Below are 19392 nucleotides of genomic sequence, written 5' to 3' on the forward strand. Positions count from 1 at the left end.
CTACAAACAATCAAAATTTGGAACTTCATATTAACCATATATTAACTACGTTAATAATACATACTGAAATTGAATACTTTAGATAACATCATTTATAAAGAATATCTATACATTATGATGTTATGCAATGAGGAGTTTACACTACAATGGATTGAAGTTTATGTAGTTTTATATTCGTATAAGTGAATTAAGAATTTCTTAAGAACCTATTAAGAAATAAGTGAGTTTTAGGAACTAGAATAAATGTATCTGAACAGTAATAAGAAAATGAATGTTTTAAATGGAAGTTGGCAGAGTATGTCAAAAAGCTATAAGTAAATATTTCAGGAGGTTTTTTATGAAAAAGAAAATAATTATTGCAATTGTTGCTTCTGCTATAACAATGACTCATTTTGTAGGAAATACTTATGCAGATTCGAAAATAAAGGTTTCTGTTACAGCTCCCTACAATACAAATCAAATAGCAAAATGGTTAGAGGCACATGCAAAGCCTTTAAAAACAACTAATCCAACTGCATCTCTTAATGATTTGAAACCACTTAAGAATATGGTAGGTTCAGCTTCAATTGTAGGTTTAGGTGAAGCTACGCATGGGGCTCATGAGATTTTTACAATGAAACATCGCATTGTTAAGTATTTAGTATCTGAAAAGGGCTTTACCAATCTAGTTTTAGAAGAGGGATGGGACAGGGCCTTGGAACTTGATCGATATGTTCTTACTGGTAAGGGAAACCCAAGCCAACATCTAACACCTGTATTTAAGACGAAAGAAATGCTAGATTTACTTGATTGGATTCGGCAATATAATGCTAATCCAAAACATAAATCTAAAGTACGTATCATCGGGATGGACATTCAATCAGTAAACGAGAATGTTTATAATAATATAATAGAATATATTAAAGCGAACAATTCAAAACTATTGCCTAGAGTAGAAGAGCAGATAAAAGGTCTTATTCCTGTAACAAAGGATATGAATGCTTTTGAAAGCCTTACGAAAGAAGAAAAAGAAAAGTATATTTCAGATGCTAAACAAATTAGTGCTTTATTAGAAGAAAATAAAAGTTATTTAAATGGAAAATCTAAAGAGTTTGCATGGATAAAACAAAATGCTCGTATTATTGAACAGTTTACTACAATGTTAGCGTCACCTCCTGATAAACCATCGGATTTTTATTTGAAACATGATATTGCAATGTATGAAAATGCGAAGTGGACCGAAGAACATTTAGGAAAAACCATTGTATGGGGACATAATGGACACGTTTCGAAAACAAATATGCTTTCTTTTATATACCCTAAAGTAGCTGGGCAGCATTTAGCAGAATATTACGGAAAACGGTACGTATCTATTGGAACGTCAGTTTATGAAGGACAATACAATGTCAAGAATAGCAATGGTGAATTCGGCCCATACGGAACATTAAAATCGGATGATCCAAACAGTTATAACTACATTTTTGGACAGGTGAAAAAAGATCAATTTTTTATTGATTTACGTAAGGCGAACGGCGTGACAAAAACTTGGTTAAACGAACAACATCCAATTTTCGCTGGAATAACTACCGAAGGGCCTGATATACCAAAAACTATTGATATATCATTAGGTAAAGCGTTTGATATACTCGTTCAAATTCAAAAAGTGAGTCCATCTCAACTACATTAATAAATTTAGAATAATGTGCCTTAATGACAACTTGAGAAGTGTTTCATATAATACTATGAAATTTGTTTTATATAGTAAGAAGAATAATCGTATTAGAAAAAATCAGCAATTTAACCTGTTAAGAGTAAAATGAATCTTCAATATGTAAAGCGCAAAAAACACTGAAGCGAAAAGCATCGGTGTTTTTTGCGCTTTCGGGCACAGATGCTACTTCAACCCTAGTGTACAAGTGATTTTGAATGTAAGGAATTTGTAAGGAATAGGTAAGAAAAAAGAGATTTTCATTGTGTAGGATAAAAATATAAGGAGGCGTGAAGGGGGGAACAATTACGGCCTACATATAAAACAAACAATCAGTAACAAGAGTGTTTTGTGAAAATAATGAGTACAATGATTGCAAATGCATTGTTGCCTTTTCATCATTTGGAGAATGGATAGCTGTGTGGTTCGTATATGACACTTCTATCAACTATCTATACAATTTTAATAGAAGAGAGGAATTCTTTATGAAAACACGCAGTAAAATTACATGTGCAAGTCTAGCACTTTTAATAGGTGGAAGTTCCCTGTTATACATAACACCAACATCAGTTGTAAAAGCAGAACCTACGCAAAATGTATCTAGTTCGTTACAAACAAGTACGCAAAGCGATCGTACTTCCGTTAAGAAAGCAATACGAGATGAACTGCAACTTGGATACCCGGGAATACTCGCTCAAATTTCTAAGGGTGGTAAAACTTGGAGTTATACGGCTGGGATAGCGGATCTGAGAACTAAGAAACCAATGAAAGCAGATTTTCGCTTTCGCATTGGCAGTGTGACGAAAACGTTCATTGCAACAGTTCTACTTCAATTATCTGGAGAGAACCGTTTGAATCTAGACGACTCCATTGAAAAATGGTTACCTGGCGTTATTCAAGGAAACGGATATGATGGTAACCAGATTACTATCCGTCAAATATTGAATCATACAAGTGGTATTGCTGATTATATAAATTCAAAAGACTTCGATATTATGGATACAAAAAAATCGTATACGGCTGAAGAATTCGTCAAAATGGGGATTTCTCTTCCCCCAGATTTTGCACCAGGAAAGGGTTGGTCTTATTCAAACACAGGTTACGTATTACTGGGGATTCTTATTGAAAAAGTAACTGGCAACAGTTATGCGGAAGAGGTTGAAAACCGAATTATTGAACCGCTTGATTTGTCAAATACATTTCTACCTGGTAATTCAAGCGTGATTCCAGGCACCAAGCATGCCCGTGGCTATTTGCAACTAGACGGAGCGAGTGAGCTAAAAGACGTTACTTATATTAACCCAGGTAGTTCGGATGGAGATATGATTTCTACTGCTGACGATTTAAACAAATTCTTCTCTTACTTACTAGGTGGTAAATTACTGAAGGAACAGCAGTTAAAACAAATGCTTACTACAGTTCCTACAAATAGAGAGGGAACCGGATATGGTCTTGGAATCCTTGAAATTAAGCTTCCGAATGGTGTCTCGGTATGGGGACACAGAGGTGGCGTTCTAGGGTTTTCCACTTTTGCTGGTGGAACACTTGGAGGCAAACATACATTGGCCGTCAATTCGAACAGTTTTAACATTAATAATCCAGAGTCTTTTAAAAACGTTTTAATTGCTGAATTTAGCAAGTAGGCAAAAAGGAAAACTGGATACATTTATCATTTGTAATTTTAATCGGAATAGATTACCGATTAAAATTAGTATAGAGGGAATTAAGTATCTAGAAACAATCAATCCGATAATGAGAGATGGCTAAGTAAAAGGATTGGTTTATATATTGTATTCTCTCCAGCCGATTAAAGAAGTAACAGATATAATGAGTGATTATTATGTATATATTATTGTAGTCGTGTTTGTATAGTCAATGATTATAAATTTGTATAAGATGCGAAGTCTAATTTAAGACTTCGCACCTTTGCTGTTTAACAGCTTTTATTACTAAGCTATTAATAATAGCAAAAAGGAGAATGTAACTAGTTATGCAGATGAATCTTGGCACAGGCGCTATGTAGGAGATTTTGCTGAAAATAAATTTAGAAGAATATATGAATTAGAGACATGAAAGCTGAAGTGAATTTTAGTAGTTTTTATGTTCATCAGTTACTTGAAATTCTAGCTGTTTTATATACAGAGTTTTTCCAGCCGTGATTGATAGTGTATATATATATTCATGTTACTGAGTATGCATTGAGTGAGATTTTTTAGAACTAAATACAGTGTCATCTCCTAATGGTGAAAACAGTATTTGAATATTGTAGGGCTCTTAAATGTTTTTAGATTTTTAAAGCCCGGTCATTTTAACCAAAATTTTCATAGAAATACCTTTAAAAAGAACGTTAGTTCGGATATAATAAGAACAAATGTTCTTTTGTTAGGAGTGATAACCTTGTATGATTATTCTCTTTTACCGAATCGGATTATTCTTTGTGTAGACCTTCGTAGCTTTTATGCAAGCGTATCATGTATTAAAAAAGGACTTGATCCAAGATATACAAAATTGGCTGTCGTAGGGGATGTGAATCAGAGCGGATCAATTGTATTAGCAGCAACACCGCCATTAAAAGCGTTAGGAATAAAGAAGATGGCTCGTTTGTACGAAATACCGAAGCGACCAGATATTATTATTGTGAATCCAATTATGCATACGTATATGAAGTGTTCAACTTTCATAACGGGTTTGGCTTTGCAATATGTCGCGCCGGAAGATTTTCATCAATATAGTATCGATGAATTTTTTATGGATATGACTGCAAGTATTCATTTGTTTGCCAGTAATCCGCGCGAATTCGCATTAAAGTTTAAGCGAGAAATATATGAACGTACAAGGATTGAAAGTACGATTGGTATTGGGCCGAATTTATTATTAAGTAAAGTAGCGATGGATGTGGAAGCGAAAAAGAATAGGGATGGAATAGCGCAGTGGACGTATGACGATATACCCGAGAAGTTATGGAGTATTAGACCGCTCAGTAAATTTTGGGGTATATCGTATAAAACAGAAATGAAATTGAATCGAAAAGGTATACATACCATTGGAGAATTAGCTCAGTATCCTTTGAAATATTTAAAGCAATCATTCGGTGTAATAGGAGAAGAATTACATCTACATAGTAACGGAATTGATTTTAGTAGAATAGCAGAAAAATACGTTCCAGCGACAACATCTATAGCGAAAAGCCAAATATTATTGCGTGATTATTCGGTAGAAGAGTTCATAGTTATTTTATTAGAGCATATAGAAGAGGTTTGTTATAGGCTGAGACGAGAAAAGAAATGCGCGCAAACAATTCATTTTTCAGTTGGATATAGCAAGGAATACGGTGGGGGAATAAAAAAGGCACATACGTTAAATAGAGCAACAAACTTAACGATGGATATTTATAATGTTTGTACATATTTTTTATATGAGCGCCATACAGGAGAGCCGATTCGATCAGTAAGTGTTTCATTAACAAACCTTATTAATGAAGGGGAAGAGCAAATTTCGCTTTTCGATAACATTATACAAAGAGAAAAAGAAATAAGATTAACGAAAGTTATGGACGAAATTCGAACACGATTTGGTAAGAACAGTATTTTACGTGGGATTTCTTACACAAGCGTCGCAACAGCAAGATATAGAAACACATTATTAGGAGGGCACAAATCGTGAAGAATGCTAATATGCCAAAAGGAAGAGGTATGGTAAAGTGGCAACCGTTTGCCAGTATGCCGGAGCAGTTCGCAGTTATTAAAGAAATGATAAAGGAGCAAACGAAAGCCTCGCGTCCAATTGTAACGCAAGATGCAAAAGAAATGATTGAAAATAAGCTATTAACTTCATTTTTAGGTGAGGAAGAGGTTTTACTTACATATTATAAAGATGGTTATTTATATAAAAATTACATAACAGTAGTGGATATTAATCCATTAATGGAGACGATTACTTGTACGGATGCTTGTTGTAATAAGCGTACTTTTAAGTTTTTTGATGTAATTGAGATTGATTAAAGTATGTTTCTATGCAGCAGACGTATTTTTTTAGCCTACTGCATAGAAAGGTCAGTTATAGTATTATGCTTATACTAAAAATAAGATACTCTTTATTACCATTGACGATAGTTGCATTTCAGATGAAAGAATGTGGGGAAACACCCCCGTTAACAATAGAATTAGCATTAACAGCAGTTATAGGGTTTCTTAAAATTATGAATATCAGTTGTTAGATGGTGCGATATTTATTTAGAAAAAGCCGTTTTAGATACTAATAGATATAAGTAAGACAAGACTTAATGACTAAAGAAAATAAGCATTTTACACTTCAATTATAATAGGGAGGATCATTGGTTTTCTTTTTGTATGTGAGTATATAAAGTGACCAAGTGATTCTCGTATTTCTCTTTTTAGAACATTCCATTGATTAATATGTGCTTTTTGTAATCTGTTGACAGTTTCTACAACTAATTGATTAATTTTATTTAAGAAATCTTCAGAGTCCCGAACATATACAAACCCACGAGAAATTGTATCAGGGCCAGAAATTATTTTCTCTTCTGTTTTACTCAAGGTTATAACTATTACAAGCATACCATCTTCAGAAAGTTGTTTGCGATCGCGCAATAAGGCGTTTCCAACATCTCCAATACCTAACCCATCTACATATATATTACCCGCAGTTATACGTCTTGTTTGAATAGCAGTTTGATTTTTAATATCAACAACATCTCCATTGCCGATAACATAAATATTATCTTTCTTGACACCAACAGACTCTGCCAATTGACGGTGATGATGTAACATTCTAAATTCACCGTGTATGGGAATGAAGTATTTAGGCTTCATTAAAGTAAGCATCAATTTTAATTCCTCTTGATATGCATGTCCAGAAACGTGCATTCCTGTTGAACTTCCAGATCCATAAATAACATTTGCTCCTAATAGAAATAAGTTATCTATAATACGTGAAACATTACGCTCATTTCCTGGTATGGGGGATGCAGACAAAATGACTGTGTCACCTGGTAAAATATCAACTTGTCGATAGTTGCCACTAGACAATCGAGACAGGGCAGCCATAGGTTCACCTTGACTACCAGTGCAAAGTATAGCGACTTTTTCGGGTTCCATTTGATTAATCTCATTCGCTTCGATTAACATTCCTTCAGGTATATTCAAATAGCCTTGTTCTAAAGCGACAGAAACTACGTTCACCATACTTCTTCCGAGGAGGGCAAGCTTTCTATTTGTTTTTAAAGCGGCATCTACTATTTGCTGTACACGATTCACATTAGAAGCAAAGGTAGATATAATAACTTTTCTGTGAGCCTTTACAAAGGCTTCTTCAATTTTTTCGCCTACTAACCGTTCTGATGGAGTAAATCCAGAACGTTCGGCATTCGTACTTTCTGAGAGGAGAGCTAAAACCCCGTTACTTCCGATATTAGCCATTTTGTGAATGTCTGGATATTGATTGTTTATGGGAGTCAAATCAAATTTAAAATCACCTGTATGGACTACTGTACCTTCTGGTGTATGAAAAGCAATCCCGAGGCAATCGGGAATACTATGATTTGTTTTGAAAAAAGATAGGTTGATCTGTCCAAACTCAATTAAAGACTCAGAGTCAATAACAATTAACTGTGTCGAATCTTGAAGTTTATGTTCTTTTAATTTAATGCCGATTAAGCCTAAGGTTAATTTTGTTGCGTAAATTGGTACATTCAATTGTTTTAAAAAATACGGAATACCTCCAATGTGATCTTCGTGTCCATGTGTAACAATTAAACCTCGAATTTTATCTTTATTTTCTTGTAAATATGTAACATCAGGTATTATTAAATCTATGCCTAATAAACTCTCGTCGGGAAACTTAGAACCACAATCAATGATTACAATGTCATCTGAATATTGTATGACATACATATTTTTACCAATTTCATTAACACCACCTAAAGCAAAAATAGATAGTTTATCATTTATTGTACTCAAATGAATATCCTCCTCTTAAAATCAAATTTACTTGAATCTATGTAAAGGTTTGTAACCAACTATTAATAAATAGTGGGTTACAATTACCTCAAAGACCCATATCTTTTAATCCAGGACTATGCTCATTTGGCATTTCAGGAAGTTCTGGTACAGGAAAACCTTTTGGCGGGTCAGTTACTGCTAATGTTCCTTTGTTTCTACTTGGTGATTCACCTTGGAATATTTCTCCGATTCTTGTTGGATCTAAGCTAAAATTAAATTGTGCGTTATGGAATCCCATGTCTACATACTTTCTGCACTCTGGGTATTTATTAATATCATAGTTCGGCACAGGGAAGAGTTTCCCCCATTCAACACCCAATGTCTCTAAAGCTTTTGCGAAAGCATTTTGATGTGCATTATCACGTACAATTAAGAATGCAAGTGTTTCTCTAAAAGTTTGATTGGAACTCATTTCATAAATTCTAGTTTTTTGAAGTACACCTGTAGATTCAAGTACTACGTTATCTAATAAATCGCTAATTAAATTCCCATGACTATATACCCAAGATCCATTCCATGGGTTGCCAGCTGCATCAACAGGCAATGAACTTTGAGCACCTACAATAAAGTGGTGAGGATTTGCATGTTTAACCGCTTCATCAAGTGGTGCGTTGTCAACACCAGCATTTCCTGGCGTAGGTTCACCAGATCCAGTTAATAGTTGATTAATTGTATGTTGTACAAGTTCTACATGGCTGATTTCCTCTAAAAAAACACCTCGAAGTAAATCACGATATTGCTTCTCTTTACCTCTAAAATTTGAGCTTTGGAAGAAGTATTGCATCATTGTACGCATTTCGCCATAATGCCCACCTAATATTTCTTGTAAAACTTTTGCGGCAGCTGGATCTGGCTTGTCCGGCTTGATAATATTAATCAGTTCTTCTTTATAATAAAACATGAAGTACACCTCTTTTAAGTTAGTTAACATTGTTATCGTGTCCGTTAGTTGGTTACTTAATACTGTAATTCATTTTTTTACCAATAAAGTATTACCTCAAAATACAAAGTTTTTTGGAAATAACTATTTTCGATGTAAGATGAAAATGGGGGATAGATACTTAGCAATTAATAAAAAAAGATAAGATTACGAAATGTAATCTTATCTTTTCATTAAGAATCATGAATTGTAGCTTTAAGGCTTCAGAATGACTTTTATACAGTCGTCTTCACGATTATTAAAAATCTGATAACCATAACTCGCTTCTTCAAGGGGAATTTTGTGTGTAATAATCTCTTTTGGATCAAATTCTTTATTTGTTATTTTTTCAAATAGTTCCGGCATAAAATGAATGACAGGTGCTTGTCCCATTTTAAGATTAATATTTCTAACCCAAAATGCACCGAGTGGAAAGGCGTTATAATTGCCACCATAAACGCCGGTCATTTGAACCGTTCCATATTTTCTTACGGCTTTCGTAGCGATTTGAATAGGACCGAGAGTTCCACCTTGTAATTTTAATTTTTGTTCCAGAAATTCTAGAGGCGATTTTTTTCCATCCATCCCCACACAATCAATAACTACATCAGCACCGCCATGTGTAATTTCCTTTAAATGTTCTCCCATATCGGGGAATTTTGTAAACTCAAATACCTCAACATTGTTAATCTTTTTTGCATAATTCATCCGATAATCTAAGTAATCCACTGCAATTACACGTTTAGCACCTTGCATCCAAGCGAATTTTTGTGTCATTAATCCAACAGGTCCACAACCAAGGACGATAACAGTATCACCTGGCTTAACGCCTGCGTTTATTACACTCCAATAGGCTGTTGGTAAAACATCTGATAGAAATAGTAGGGATTCATCTTCAAGTTCGCATGATTCCGGTATAACAAATGGAGTGAAATTTCCAAAAGGAACTTTTAAATATTCTGCTTGTCCGCCCGGATGATTACCAAATTTCTCTGTATAACCAAAGTATCCACCAGAATCGTAATGAGGGTTTGAGTTATCACATTGACTTTCCATTTCATGTTGGCAATAGAAACAATGTCCACAAGAAACGTTGAAGGGGATGACAACACGATCGCCTTTTTTCACTTTAGTGACATCTGGCCCGACTTCTTCAACGATTCCCATTGGTTCATGGCCGATAATGTATCCTTGAGGTAAGGGCATGTTGCCTTGATATAGATGTAAATCAGAACCGCAAATAGCGGTTGAAGTAATTCTTACAATAATATCATCTTTTTTCTCTAACTTTGCATCATCAACTTGTTTAACTTGTACTTGATTTGGTCCTTGATAAGTTACAGCTTTCATCTCATATCTCCTTTTGGATTATGTCTCAAAACATAATTTTATTTAATCTCTTGGTTAAATAGAAATCTTTCTTTTGTTTACTGAAGGGAATTAGGAAGTATACATAGTGTTGTTATGAAAGTATGTTATATCAGTTATTCTTTCTTATATGTTTTGCCCTACTTTAAGAAAAAAATCAATTTTTATCCATAACCTAATTACCATAAAAAGGATAATTGTTTTTTCATAATTTGTAGCATATTAATAACATCGGAGGTGAAACAATATGGCAAACAATAATAGTGGAAGTCGTAATGAATTATTAGTTCGAGGCGCTGAACAAGCTCTTGATCAAATGAAATATGAAATTGCACAAGAGTTTGGTGTACAACTTGGTGCAGATACAACAGCTCGTTCAAACGGATCTGTTGGTGGTGAAATTACAAAACGTTTAGTAGCAATGGCAGAACAACAACTTGGTGGTAGAGCTAACCGCTAAGTAAATTGGCATAAAATATAGCAAATATGTAAATCAATTTCTTTTGTGTATTCATAAAAATAAAAACCCTTATATTAAACAGATTCTCACTCAAAGATTATTGATAATCTTCTTTCATAATCTTTGAGTATTTAATTTGTAAACTACTTTCCTAAACAATAAACACGCGGTGTTGGAAAGGTGTTTTCCATGCATAGTAGAAAATCTTTTGCAGGAAAAAGCATACTTAAAAATTTGATTTCAATATTGAAATCAATATTTATTATCATATTTTCGAAAGGTAGGAATTTAAAAATGGGTATATTAAGTGGAAATCCTCAAAATGAACCTTTACATTACGGTGAAGTATTTGACATTTGGAGCTATCTTCTTGCTGCACAGGGTGCAATTGCCAGCCATCAAGTATTTATGAATCACACAGGTGACGAAGATTTGAAGAAGTTTTTAGAAAGCTTAATTGAAAATGATATGAATTCGGAAATAGAAGAGTTAAAAACTCTTTTAAAGGTGAATGGCGTAGCTTTACCGCCTGCTCCTCCAGAACGACCAGTTGCATCGATCGAAGACATTCCTCCTGGAGCACGTATTAATGATGTTGAAATTGCTGCAGCTGTTTCTACAGGATTAGCAGCTGGACTTGTGACATGTAGTCAAGTAATGGGAAAATGCCTTCGAGAAGATGTAGGCATGTTGTTTGGACAATTTCATATGAAAAAAGCGCAGGCAGGTGTAACTCTGCTACGTTTAAGTAAGAAAAAGGGATGGGTAGTTCCACCTCCATTACATGTAAGAAATTCTGACCAAGCGTAATAAACAAAAATAAAAAAGTGGCGTTGGCCACTTTTTTATTTTTTAGATGTATCCTTAAGCTTGGATTTATTTATTGTGGAAGAATCCATATATTCATCTGATATCTCCATAGCGTATTTATCATGGTGAATATGATTGTGATTTTTTAAATTATCATCGTTATGCAGTACTAGCCTCTTCATATAAATGTGGAAGAAAACTTCTGTTCCACCAATAATTAAAGCAGCTATAAATGAAGAAACTCCAATATTACGAGTAGCATCTAAATCAGTAAACAAGGATATTAGTAACCAAATTCCAAAGAAGCTTAAGCCTAAATCTGCTATTGTAGCAATCATATTTCCGTATTTAGGTAAAATGAAGAAATCTCCAATTAAATAGGCAGCTCCTGTAAGGAAAAGAGAAATTAGTAATACTTTAGGAATTGAAATGCCTTTAAAGATACTAAGTATGATTAGTAATACTGCAGTTATCGCTGTATATTTAATTAATAAAGCAACAATATGTTTCATCATTTTCCTCCATTGTTTAAAAGTATATGGAATAAAATATTTCATTAAAAACGGGTTATGCTTTTAAATAGCGTAACCCGTTTTATGTTGTAATGGAGGCTTATTTATGATATCCCATGGCACATAAGGTTTATTTCGTTCTCCTATACATTATTATTCTTGGTTTAAAGAGAATCAACTATACCTTTGAATTCACGGTCGTAATTACCAATTAATTAGCTATATATTTTAGCATGTAATTTAACATATTAAAGAAAGAAGGAGGTGAATGAACATGTCAAACAAAAACAGTGGAAGCAGCAATCAATTATTAGTACGTGGCGCTGAACAAGCTCTTGATCAAATGAAATATGAAATTGCTCAAGAATTTGGCGTACAACTTGGTGCAGATGCAACAGCTCGTGCAAACGGATCTGTTGGTGGTGAAATTACGAAACGTCTTGTATCATTAGCTGAGCAACAACTTGGCGGTGGCGTTACTCGTTAATTTTATATATGAAATGGATATAGAGGAGAGGCATGCCGTCTCTCCTTTCTCATACATTTTTTAATAAATAAGCTTAGTAGCGTTACAATTTTTTTCGATTTTATTTGTTTAACTTTTAGACTCTCGAGGTCTTAAATACATAATTAATTTTTGTGAAATAAAGGGATAAAAGATGAGAGGTTATATTTGATGCGAAAGGGGTAGAAAAAATGAAATATGAAGCGTTATTTACAGTTGAGATTTCTGTAGGAAGTGAAAGAGTAGCAAACCATAAAATAAAGGCTCATGATGTCGTTGATGTTGTTGAAAAGCTTGCTGAGAAGTACTTAAGTGACCATGAGGGGCATTCTCAAAATGAATAAAGGAGAATAGTAATATGACCTGTCATGATGTTAAGAACGAAACGAAAGAAAAAAAAGATTTAAAATGGTGGCAACTCGCACTTATTGGGATTGGTTGTACAATAGGGACCGGCTTCTTTTTAGGATCCAGTATAGGAATTAAAATAGGCGGTTCGTCAATTATTCTTATTCTTATTTTAACTGGATTTACTACTTATATTGTATTTGAAGCATTGGCAAAAATGGCTGTAGAAGATCCGCAAAAAGGATCTTTTCGCATTTACTCAAAAAAAGCTTTTGGAAATTGGGCAGGTTTTAGTCATGGATGGACATATTGGTGTTCTGAACTGCTTATTATGGGCAGCCAGTTAAGTGCGTTAGGAATCTTTTCACGCTACTGGTTTCCTAAAATACCCTTATGGATATTTGCTGCTATATATGGAGTAGCGGCTATATTAATTATTTTTATAGGGGTAAAGATATTCGAACGTTTAGAGAAATGGATGGCTATTATAAAAATCGCTGCTATTATGGGGTTTATTGTAATTGCTATTTTAGTTATTTTAGGATTTATAAAGGGTGGTTTATATAAAGCACAAATTCCGCGGAATTTTAAAGACTGGTTCCCAAATGGATTAAAAGGCACTTGGTCCTCTCTAATTTATGCATTTTATGCATTTGGAGGAATCGAAATTATGGGGTTAATGACAATAAGACTGAAAGACCCTAAAGATGCACAAAAATCAGGAAGAGTAATGTTAATGATTTTAACGATTATTTATGTAGTCTCTTTAGGGTTGGCAATTATGATGGTTCCATTAAACCAGTTTAATACGAAAGAAAGCCCTTTTGTAATAGCATTACAAGACTATAATTTGCCGTATGTGCCATTTATTTTAAATGTAGTATTAATTTTAGCGGGTTTTTCAACATTAGTTGGTTCATTATTTGCAGTGACAAGTGTACTAATGAACTTAGCTGAAGAGGGTGATGCACCTGCCATGTTTGCTAAAAAAAACAAAAAAAATATCTCTTTTCCAGCTCTAATTCTTATTATAATTGGACTTGGTGCTTCTATCCTTAGTGCTTTATTACTGCCCAAAAATATATATGAATATGTAACAACTGCAGCTGGATTAATGTTGTTATATACATGGAGTCTCATTCTTCTTTCATTTTGGAGATTAATGAATCCAAAAGGGTGGATGCAGATAAAAAGTATTATTGGTCTTATAATGATTGCACTAGCTGTTAGTGGGACATTATTGCAAAAAACAACGCGTTTTGGTTTCTTAGTGAGCTTGTTGTTTTTAGGAATAGTTATTATTGTTACTATAATTGTTCATTTTGTCTCAAGAAAAAGGAATACCGCTATATGAAGAATCGATCTTTACACAACATGAATAGTATGTGAAAACTAAATAATAGAAGCTATTGAAAAATGATTTGGTAAGTTTGAAAACCAAAATATAATCCATAAATAATAAGTGATATTCCAGATATTACTGTTATAAGAGACAATATACGCGTATTTAAAATTTTACGAAATATACTAGAAGTACTTGCCATCGTAATATCCCAAATAAAAATACCTAAAATAGTACCAAAGCTATATAACAAAAGCTGCTCTTTATTATAGGAAGAAGCGGCTTTTGCTAATATAGAGCCGAAAATTCCAAGCCAAAATAGAATTGTCAATGGATTCGATAAAGACATAAAAAAACCAGAAAAAAAGCTTTTAATAATTGAATCATCATTTCTAGTATTACTAATACTAATTTGATTCGCATTTTTTAAACTTTCAATGCCTGTATAGATTAAAACAAAAGCTCCGAAAGACCATAAGAAAAGTTTTATAATATCTTTTTCGAGGAAATGAATTACACCTAAATAAATAAGTGCCATGTAGATAACATCTGCAAGTAAGGCTCCTATGCCAAGAATCCAAGCGTGAAAAAACCCACTCCTAATACCTTTTTCTAGCTGCGCAGCATTTATAGGTCCCATTGGAGCAGATAATGATAAACCTAAGAAAACATAGCTTAAAAATATGCCCACGTATAATATGCTCCTCCCACTAAATTTGATCTATATTAAATCTATTCAGTGGTTAAAGTTTGTACAACTAAATAATAAAAAATGGAGTGAATTACTTATTTTTATGAAAGTATTTTATGATTCGAGAAAATGGACACTTGGATGGGACGGTTTCATCATCACGTAAAAAATATTGCTGCCATTCATAATTATCTTTTTCACCATAGTCTTTCAGAGAGGGATGAATAGGAGCTTTGTCATAAGCTGCTAGACGTTGACGTATTAAGTTTTTTAGTTTTCTACTACGTTTCTCAGAATTCATAACCCCCTGTAAAACCCATCTAGGTGTTAAAGCGAGCATCATACATGAAAAATGTCTACTTTGTCTATTGACATGGGCAGGTGTAGCGCAGTAAACGAAATATGATTCATTATGAAAGCAAAATTCCCAAGTATTCTCCATAGGGTCATTTGGAATGTACGTAGGCCATTCCATCTCGTCCAAACGACTAGTTGTATTAAGTAGAGACCAATAAATATGTTCAAAATCTTCAACTGTAGTTTCTCGCAGTAAATCTATTGGTGTATGAATAAAAACAATAAGTGAGGCGTATTGACCTGTGTCTCTAGAACATTCAGTATATTCTTTAAGTAATGCAGCAAAACCCTCGCTAGTATTTGTATCTCTAGGATCACCAATGAACCCGTACCTGAGGTGATTTGCTGTAAAGCCGTGTTGAGCCGGTATACAAGGAAACAGTTTATCTTTATCTGTCATTTTTAATTTAAAAGAACGGAAAGCTTCTTGTTGCCAATGTGGAAGGGTAATAATATTTTTTTGTAAAGAGTCTTTATCATAAAGTATAGTCATCTTTTTATCCCTCCTAAGTCATAATATATAGCCTATTAATTATTTAGGAATGGGTGACTAACACGACTAAAATAATTATTTTTCAATCTATAAAAATAAAAGGATTTAATGAAGAATCCCCTTCAATGTAGTTACTTTAATAGTTAATTTTTAATCATGTATAAATTTAAGTAGCTATAACATTTAAAAAATATATAAGGAATATATAGGTACAATGTTCAAATTTATATTTTCTAACTAATATGGTTTATAACGAAACAAGAAGGGATGTATTATGATGGGGATTTTTAAGGAAGAAAAAATTAAATTTATAGATTGTAAAGGCGAAGAAGTCATTTTGAAAATCAAAATTAAGGATATAAAAAAATAGGGAAGAGGAATTAAGGATACTTTATTGTGATTAACATAGAAGGATAATAAGCAATCATGAATTAGATTGAAATGAATTCATGTAGTATAGGCCCTTTTTGAATTTTTTTGCATAGTGTAGCATGAATGAATATTAAGGGGGAACGTCTATGTCTTATCCTAATCAGCTAGCTTGGCATGAAACATTGGAGTTACATGAATTAGTAGCATTTCAAACAAACGGTTTAATCAAATTAAAAAAATCAGTTAGGAATGTACCTGATCAAGCACTTCAATCGTTATATATTAAAGCTATAAATGCCATCCAAAACAATCTACAAGAGTTAGTACAATTTTATCCTTATGCTCCTGGATTTCAATCGCAGCATCGTGATGACACTGGATTTTACGCTGGAGATTTACTTGGATTAGCAAAGACATCTGTTCGAAACTATGCAATAGCTATTACCGAAACTGCAACGCCGCGACTTAGAGAAGTTTTAACCCGTCAAATAAATGGTGCTATACAATTACATGCACAGGTTTTTAACTTTATGTATGAACGTGGTTACTATCCAGCTTATGATTTAAAGCAACTATTAAAAAATGATGTTCAAAATGTGCAAAAGGCAATACAAATGCAATATTAAAATGAAGATTTGGAAATTATCATTAGAGAAAAACTATAGTTTATTTATAGAGGATCAAATAGTTAAGACTAAATGGTAATTTCCATTGTTAATAAATTGATTAAAAGCTAAAAATATAGATTCATTCTAAAATGTTAAAGAAATTATACTAGCGCTATTTTAGAATGGTGAACCACTTCAAGTTTTTTAGTGAGTTTTAATCAAATATTAAATACGCTTGAGAATGAGTATTTATATGATACATCTAATTGAATGTTATTTTCCTTTGGCACTAAGTATGTTTAGCACGTTTTTCTTTTGGGAAAAATAAGAATATACATTAGTGGAAAGGATAGGATTTAATGGTTACCAAAACCGATAATACAAGCTATTTAACCTCTTCTGTTTATTTGACCCGTAATCTATGGTCAGGTATCTTGTTTGGGCTAGGGTTAGTAGCTTTTATAGATGAAACTATTTTTCATCAACTGCTACATTGGCACCATTTCTATGATAAATCTACAACAGATATTGGACTCATTTCAGATGGTCTTTTTCATGCTTTTAGTTGGTTTGCAACGATTGGTTCTTTGTTTATGGTTGCTGATCTTCGCCGTAGAAATGCATTTTGGTTGAAAAGATGGTGGAGCGGATTAATGCTTGGTAGTGGTGGATTTCAATTATATGACGGTATAATTCAACATAAACTAATGAAAATACATCAGATTCGATACGTAGATAATGTTCTTATCTACGACGTAATATGGAATATAATTGCGACTGTAATGCTCTTAATTGGCATTCTGCTAGTTTTTCAGACAAGAACTGATGAAAGATTATTGAGAGGTAAAAGCTTAAATGAACAATAACCATCTTCATCATGAAATATGGAATGCACTGGATATTTTACTATTCGTATTCATTTTAATTATGTTAATAATTTATATAGTAGCCACGATTTTATCAAATCGCCATTACAAACGATGGCCGTTATATCGAAGTGTCTTCTGGATTTTAGGACTTATTTGTGTGGCAATAGCAGTTGTTGGGCCCTTAGCTCATCGTGCTCATAATGATTTCACAGTGCATATGCTTGTGCATTTACTCCTTGGGATGCTTGCTCCAATTTTTATAGCATTAGCCGCTCCAATGACTCTTTTTTTACGAACGCTCAATGTGAAAGCAGCACGACGTCTTTCAAGGATACTAAAGAGTAGGCCTCTACAACTTCTTACTCATCCAATTATCGCAACCTTGCTTAATTTAGGAGGACTATGGATTCTCTATACGACTAGCTTATACTCGATGATGCACGAAAGTATACTGCTTCATTTGTTCATACATTTCCACGTTTTTATTGCAGGATATTTGTTTACCACATCAATGATTTATGTTGATTTAATATCCCATAGGTATAGCTATATGTACCGATCAATTATTTTAATAATTGCATCAGCTGGTCATGGGATATTATCAAAATACATATATGCTCATCCGCCTGCTGGTGTAGTTACTGAACAAGCAGAAATTGGGGGCGTGCTGATGTATTATGGCGGGGATTTCGTTGATATTGTTCTTATTTTTATACTTTGTTTGCAATGGTCTAGGGGTAGCAGACAGAGAACAAAAGTTAATAATGTAGTAAGGTCATGGGATGTATCGGATTTTTTGAAACTAAAAACTTTGAAATGAAATTTAGTTAAACTGTATTATGGATTAAGTATGGTATGAACAAAATTTAAAAAAGTATGTTAAAAGTAAAAAGAGCAGTTATTTATTATGACTGCTCTTTTTTATGGTAAGAAGTACAACCTGGGTAAGAAGCAGGCTACACTACAGGTAGTGTTTGCGGAATATCGAGTTTTATTCAATAAGGATAGTTCCATTCTTAAAATAGAGAGGTCGCCTAAGGTTATTGTTTTCACATATTTTAACATTCTTTGACGTTTTGATTTTGTGATACATTTTAGTTTTTTGTTTAATTTATGTTTTTATCTACATATTTTCCATAATCAGGTGTAGCAATTTTATCAAATTCTTGAGCGAGTGTATTGAGGCTTGTTGATAGCAATTCACCCGACATCGGTATCCCATGTCCAGTAACAGCGGTTAGAGGCTTTAACTTCTTTAGCTTAATAACTGACTCTTTAGCGGCTTTCCAGTCTGTTGTTAAATAACGAGGCGGACCGCTTATTTCCTGTTCCTGAGTAATTACCTTATATAGATATTCCTGCTTCACCGTAACAAAAGCGTCCCCAGCAATTAATGTTCGGTCTTTTTCTCGGAATAATGAAATATGACCTGGAGTGTGTCCTGGTGTATGAATCCATCTAAACTCTGGCATATGGGGAACAGTTCCATCTGTAGGAAGTACTTTTATGCGACTTCCTAAATCAATCGGTTCGTTAGGGAACAGAGGGGACATTTTCGCTACCATACCACCTTCAACTGTTGGATCTGGTTCAGGATAGCTTTGTTGTCCGGTCAGGAAAGGCATCTCCATTTGATGGGCATAGACGGGAACACCCCAATACTTGATTAGTTCAATTATTCAACCAACATGATCAAAATGCCCGTGAGTTAAAATAATTGCTTTTGGGCGGCTGTTTGTACCAAATCGATTCTCAGCGACAGAGATAATTTCATTTGCACATTTAGGCATTCCAGCATCAACTAAAACAAAATCATTGGTCTCAGGATTTCCGACAAAGCATATATTGACGATTTGAATCGTGTAACAAAATAAATCAGGCAATACTTCGATGCCATGACCACTTTCAATTGAAGTTGCTGGAATAAACTTATAATCACTTCCATAATTCATCTCATTGTCCACTTTTTATCCCCCTTAATATATGTTAATACGACATTATAGTTCCCTAATTTCTCAAATCCATTTTGGA

At 33.6% G+C, this 19392-nt stretch carries 18 protein-coding genes and 1 pseudogene; 12 read left to right on the forward strand and 7 right to left on the reverse strand.

All coding sequences use genetic code 11. From position 1 onward, the window contains the following. The first annotated feature begins 337 nt into the window (after window positions 1-337). From ACO6VI_RS16090 to ACO6VI_RS16105, 4 genes are all read left to right on the forward strand, one after another. Window positions 338-1666, forward strand: coding sequence for an erythromycin esterase family protein (locus ACO6VI_RS16090; protein WP_063547826.1), 1329 nt, complete (start codon window positions 338-340; stop codon window positions 1664-1666). Between the two features lie 506 nt (window positions 1667-2172). Beyond that, window positions 2173-3330: a serine hydrolase domain-containing protein gene (locus ACO6VI_RS16095; protein ID WP_063547824.1), complete on the forward strand. Its 1158-nt coding sequence runs from the start codon at window positions 2173-2175 to the stop codon at window positions 3328-3330. Window positions 3331-4084: 754 nt separating this feature from the next. Next, window positions 4085-5350 carry a Y-family DNA polymerase gene (locus ACO6VI_RS16100; protein WP_063547822.1) on the forward strand — a complete coding sequence of 422 codons (1266 nt, stop codon included), beginning with the start codon at window positions 4085-4087 and terminating at the stop codon, window positions 5348-5350. After that, window positions 5347-5688 carry a YolD-like family protein gene (locus tag ACO6VI_RS16105; RefSeq protein ID WP_053564081.1) on the forward strand — a complete coding sequence of 114 codons (342 nt, stop codon included), beginning with the start codon at window positions 5347-5349 and terminating at the stop codon, window positions 5686-5688. The genes ACO6VI_RS16100 and ACO6VI_RS16105 overlap by 4 nt, the downstream gene beginning before the upstream one ends. 303 nt (window positions 5689-5991) lie before the next feature. Here ACO6VI_RS16105 and ACO6VI_RS16110 read toward each other — a convergent pair whose 3' ends face one another. The 3 genes from ACO6VI_RS16110 to ACO6VI_RS16120 form a co-directional block, all read right to left on the reverse strand. After that, window positions 5992-7665 (reverse strand): ribonuclease J, encoded by a 1674-nt coding sequence (locus ACO6VI_RS16110; RefSeq protein WP_063547820.1) that lies wholly within the window; start codon window positions 7663-7665, stop codon window positions 5992-5994. An 88-nt stretch (window positions 7666-7753) separates the two neighbouring features. Next, window positions 7754-8608, reverse strand: a complete 855-nt coding sequence (locus ACO6VI_RS16115; RefSeq protein WP_000500355.1) for a manganese catalase family protein — start codon at window positions 8606-8608, stop codon at window positions 7754-7756. 234 nt (window positions 8609-8842) lie between these two features. Then, complete coding sequence (locus tag ACO6VI_RS16120; protein WP_000649092.1) at window positions 8843-9976, reverse strand: zinc-dependent alcohol dehydrogenase; 1134 nt, start codon at window positions 9974-9976, stop codon at window positions 8843-8845. A gap of 265 nt (window positions 9977-10241) precedes the next feature. Here ACO6VI_RS16120 and sasP point away from each other — a divergent pair, with 265 nt between their 5' ends. Both sasP and ACO6VI_RS16130 read left to right on the forward strand, forming a co-directional pair. Continuing rightward, a complete protein-coding gene (gene sasP, locus ACO6VI_RS16125) occupies window positions 10242-10454 on the forward strand; it encodes a small acid-soluble spore protein, SasP family (protein WP_000002841.1) in 213 nt (70 codons plus the stop codon). A gap of 294 nt (window positions 10455-10748) precedes the next feature. Continuing rightward, entirely contained in the window at window positions 10749-11264 is a 516-nt protein-coding gene (locus tag ACO6VI_RS16130) for a DUF3231 family protein (protein WP_000512134.1), read from the forward strand. 35 nt (window positions 11265-11299) lie between these two features. Here ACO6VI_RS16130 and ACO6VI_RS16135 read toward each other — a convergent pair whose 3' ends face one another. Next, window positions 11300-11776, reverse strand: coding sequence for a YndM family protein (locus ACO6VI_RS16135; protein ID WP_161519881.1), 477 nt, complete (start codon window positions 11774-11776; stop codon window positions 11300-11302). 274 nt (window positions 11777-12050) lie between these two features. Here ACO6VI_RS16135 and ACO6VI_RS16140 point away from each other — a divergent pair, with 274 nt between their 5' ends. From ACO6VI_RS16140 to ACO6VI_RS16150, 3 genes are all read left to right on the forward strand, one after another. Further along, a complete protein-coding gene (locus ACO6VI_RS16140; RefSeq protein ID WP_161519813.1) occupies window positions 12051-12263 on the forward strand; it encodes an alpha/beta-type small acid-soluble spore protein in 213 nt (70 codons plus the stop codon). A gap of 209 nt (window positions 12264-12472) precedes the next feature. Continuing rightward, window positions 12473-12625, forward strand: a complete 153-nt coding sequence (locus tag ACO6VI_RS16145; RefSeq protein WP_000872953.1) for a hypothetical protein — start codon at window positions 12473-12475, stop codon at window positions 12623-12625. Between the two features lie 14 nt (window positions 12626-12639). Continuing rightward, entirely contained in the window at window positions 12640-13983 is a 1344-nt protein-coding gene (locus ACO6VI_RS16150) for an amino acid permease (protein ID WP_161519814.1), read from the forward strand. A 52-nt stretch (window positions 13984-14035) separates the two neighbouring features. On the opposite strand, the gene ACO6VI_RS16155 is transcribed toward ACO6VI_RS16150, so the two are convergent. Both ACO6VI_RS16155 and ACO6VI_RS16160 read right to left on the reverse strand, forming a co-directional pair. Next, window positions 14036-14662 (reverse strand): LysE family transporter, encoded by a 627-nt coding sequence (locus ACO6VI_RS16155; protein ID WP_000510848.1) that lies wholly within the window; start codon window positions 14660-14662, stop codon window positions 14036-14038. A 91-nt stretch (window positions 14663-14753) separates the two neighbouring features. Further along, a complete protein-coding gene (locus ACO6VI_RS16160) occupies window positions 14754-15512 on the reverse strand; it encodes a YqcI/YcgG family protein (protein ID WP_161519815.1) in 759 nt (252 codons plus the stop codon). Between the two features lie 518 nt (window positions 15513-16030). Here ACO6VI_RS16160 and cotF point away from each other — a divergent pair. From cotF to ACO6VI_RS16175, 3 genes are all read left to right on the forward strand, one after another. Beyond that, window positions 16031-16510 (forward strand): spore coat protein CotF, encoded by a 480-nt coding sequence (gene cotF, locus ACO6VI_RS16165; protein WP_078439851.1) that lies wholly within the window; start codon window positions 16031-16033, stop codon window positions 16508-16510. A gap of 341 nt (window positions 16511-16851) precedes the next feature. Continuing rightward, a complete protein-coding gene (locus ACO6VI_RS16170) occupies window positions 16852-17358 on the forward strand; it encodes a DUF2243 domain-containing protein (RefSeq protein WP_000256787.1) in 507 nt (168 codons plus the stop codon). Beyond that, window positions 17348-18181, forward strand: a complete 834-nt coding sequence (locus tag ACO6VI_RS16175; protein ID WP_161519816.1) for a cytochrome c oxidase assembly protein — start codon at window positions 17348-17350, stop codon at window positions 18179-18181. The genes ACO6VI_RS16170 and ACO6VI_RS16175 overlap by 11 nt, the downstream gene beginning before the upstream one ends. 286 nt (window positions 18182-18467) lie before the next feature. Here ACO6VI_RS16175 and ACO6VI_RS16180 read toward each other — a convergent pair. Then, window positions 18468-19325: pseudogene (locus tag ACO6VI_RS16180) on the reverse strand (MBL fold metallo-hydrolase). Between the last annotated feature and the right edge of the window lie 67 nt (window positions 19326-19392).

Origin of the sequence: Bacillus sp. PSXD-155, from assembly GCF_049310765.1 — a bacterium.
Classification (GTDB): Bacteria; Bacillota; Bacilli; order Bacillales; family Bacillaceae_G; genus Bacillus_A; species Bacillus_A cereus.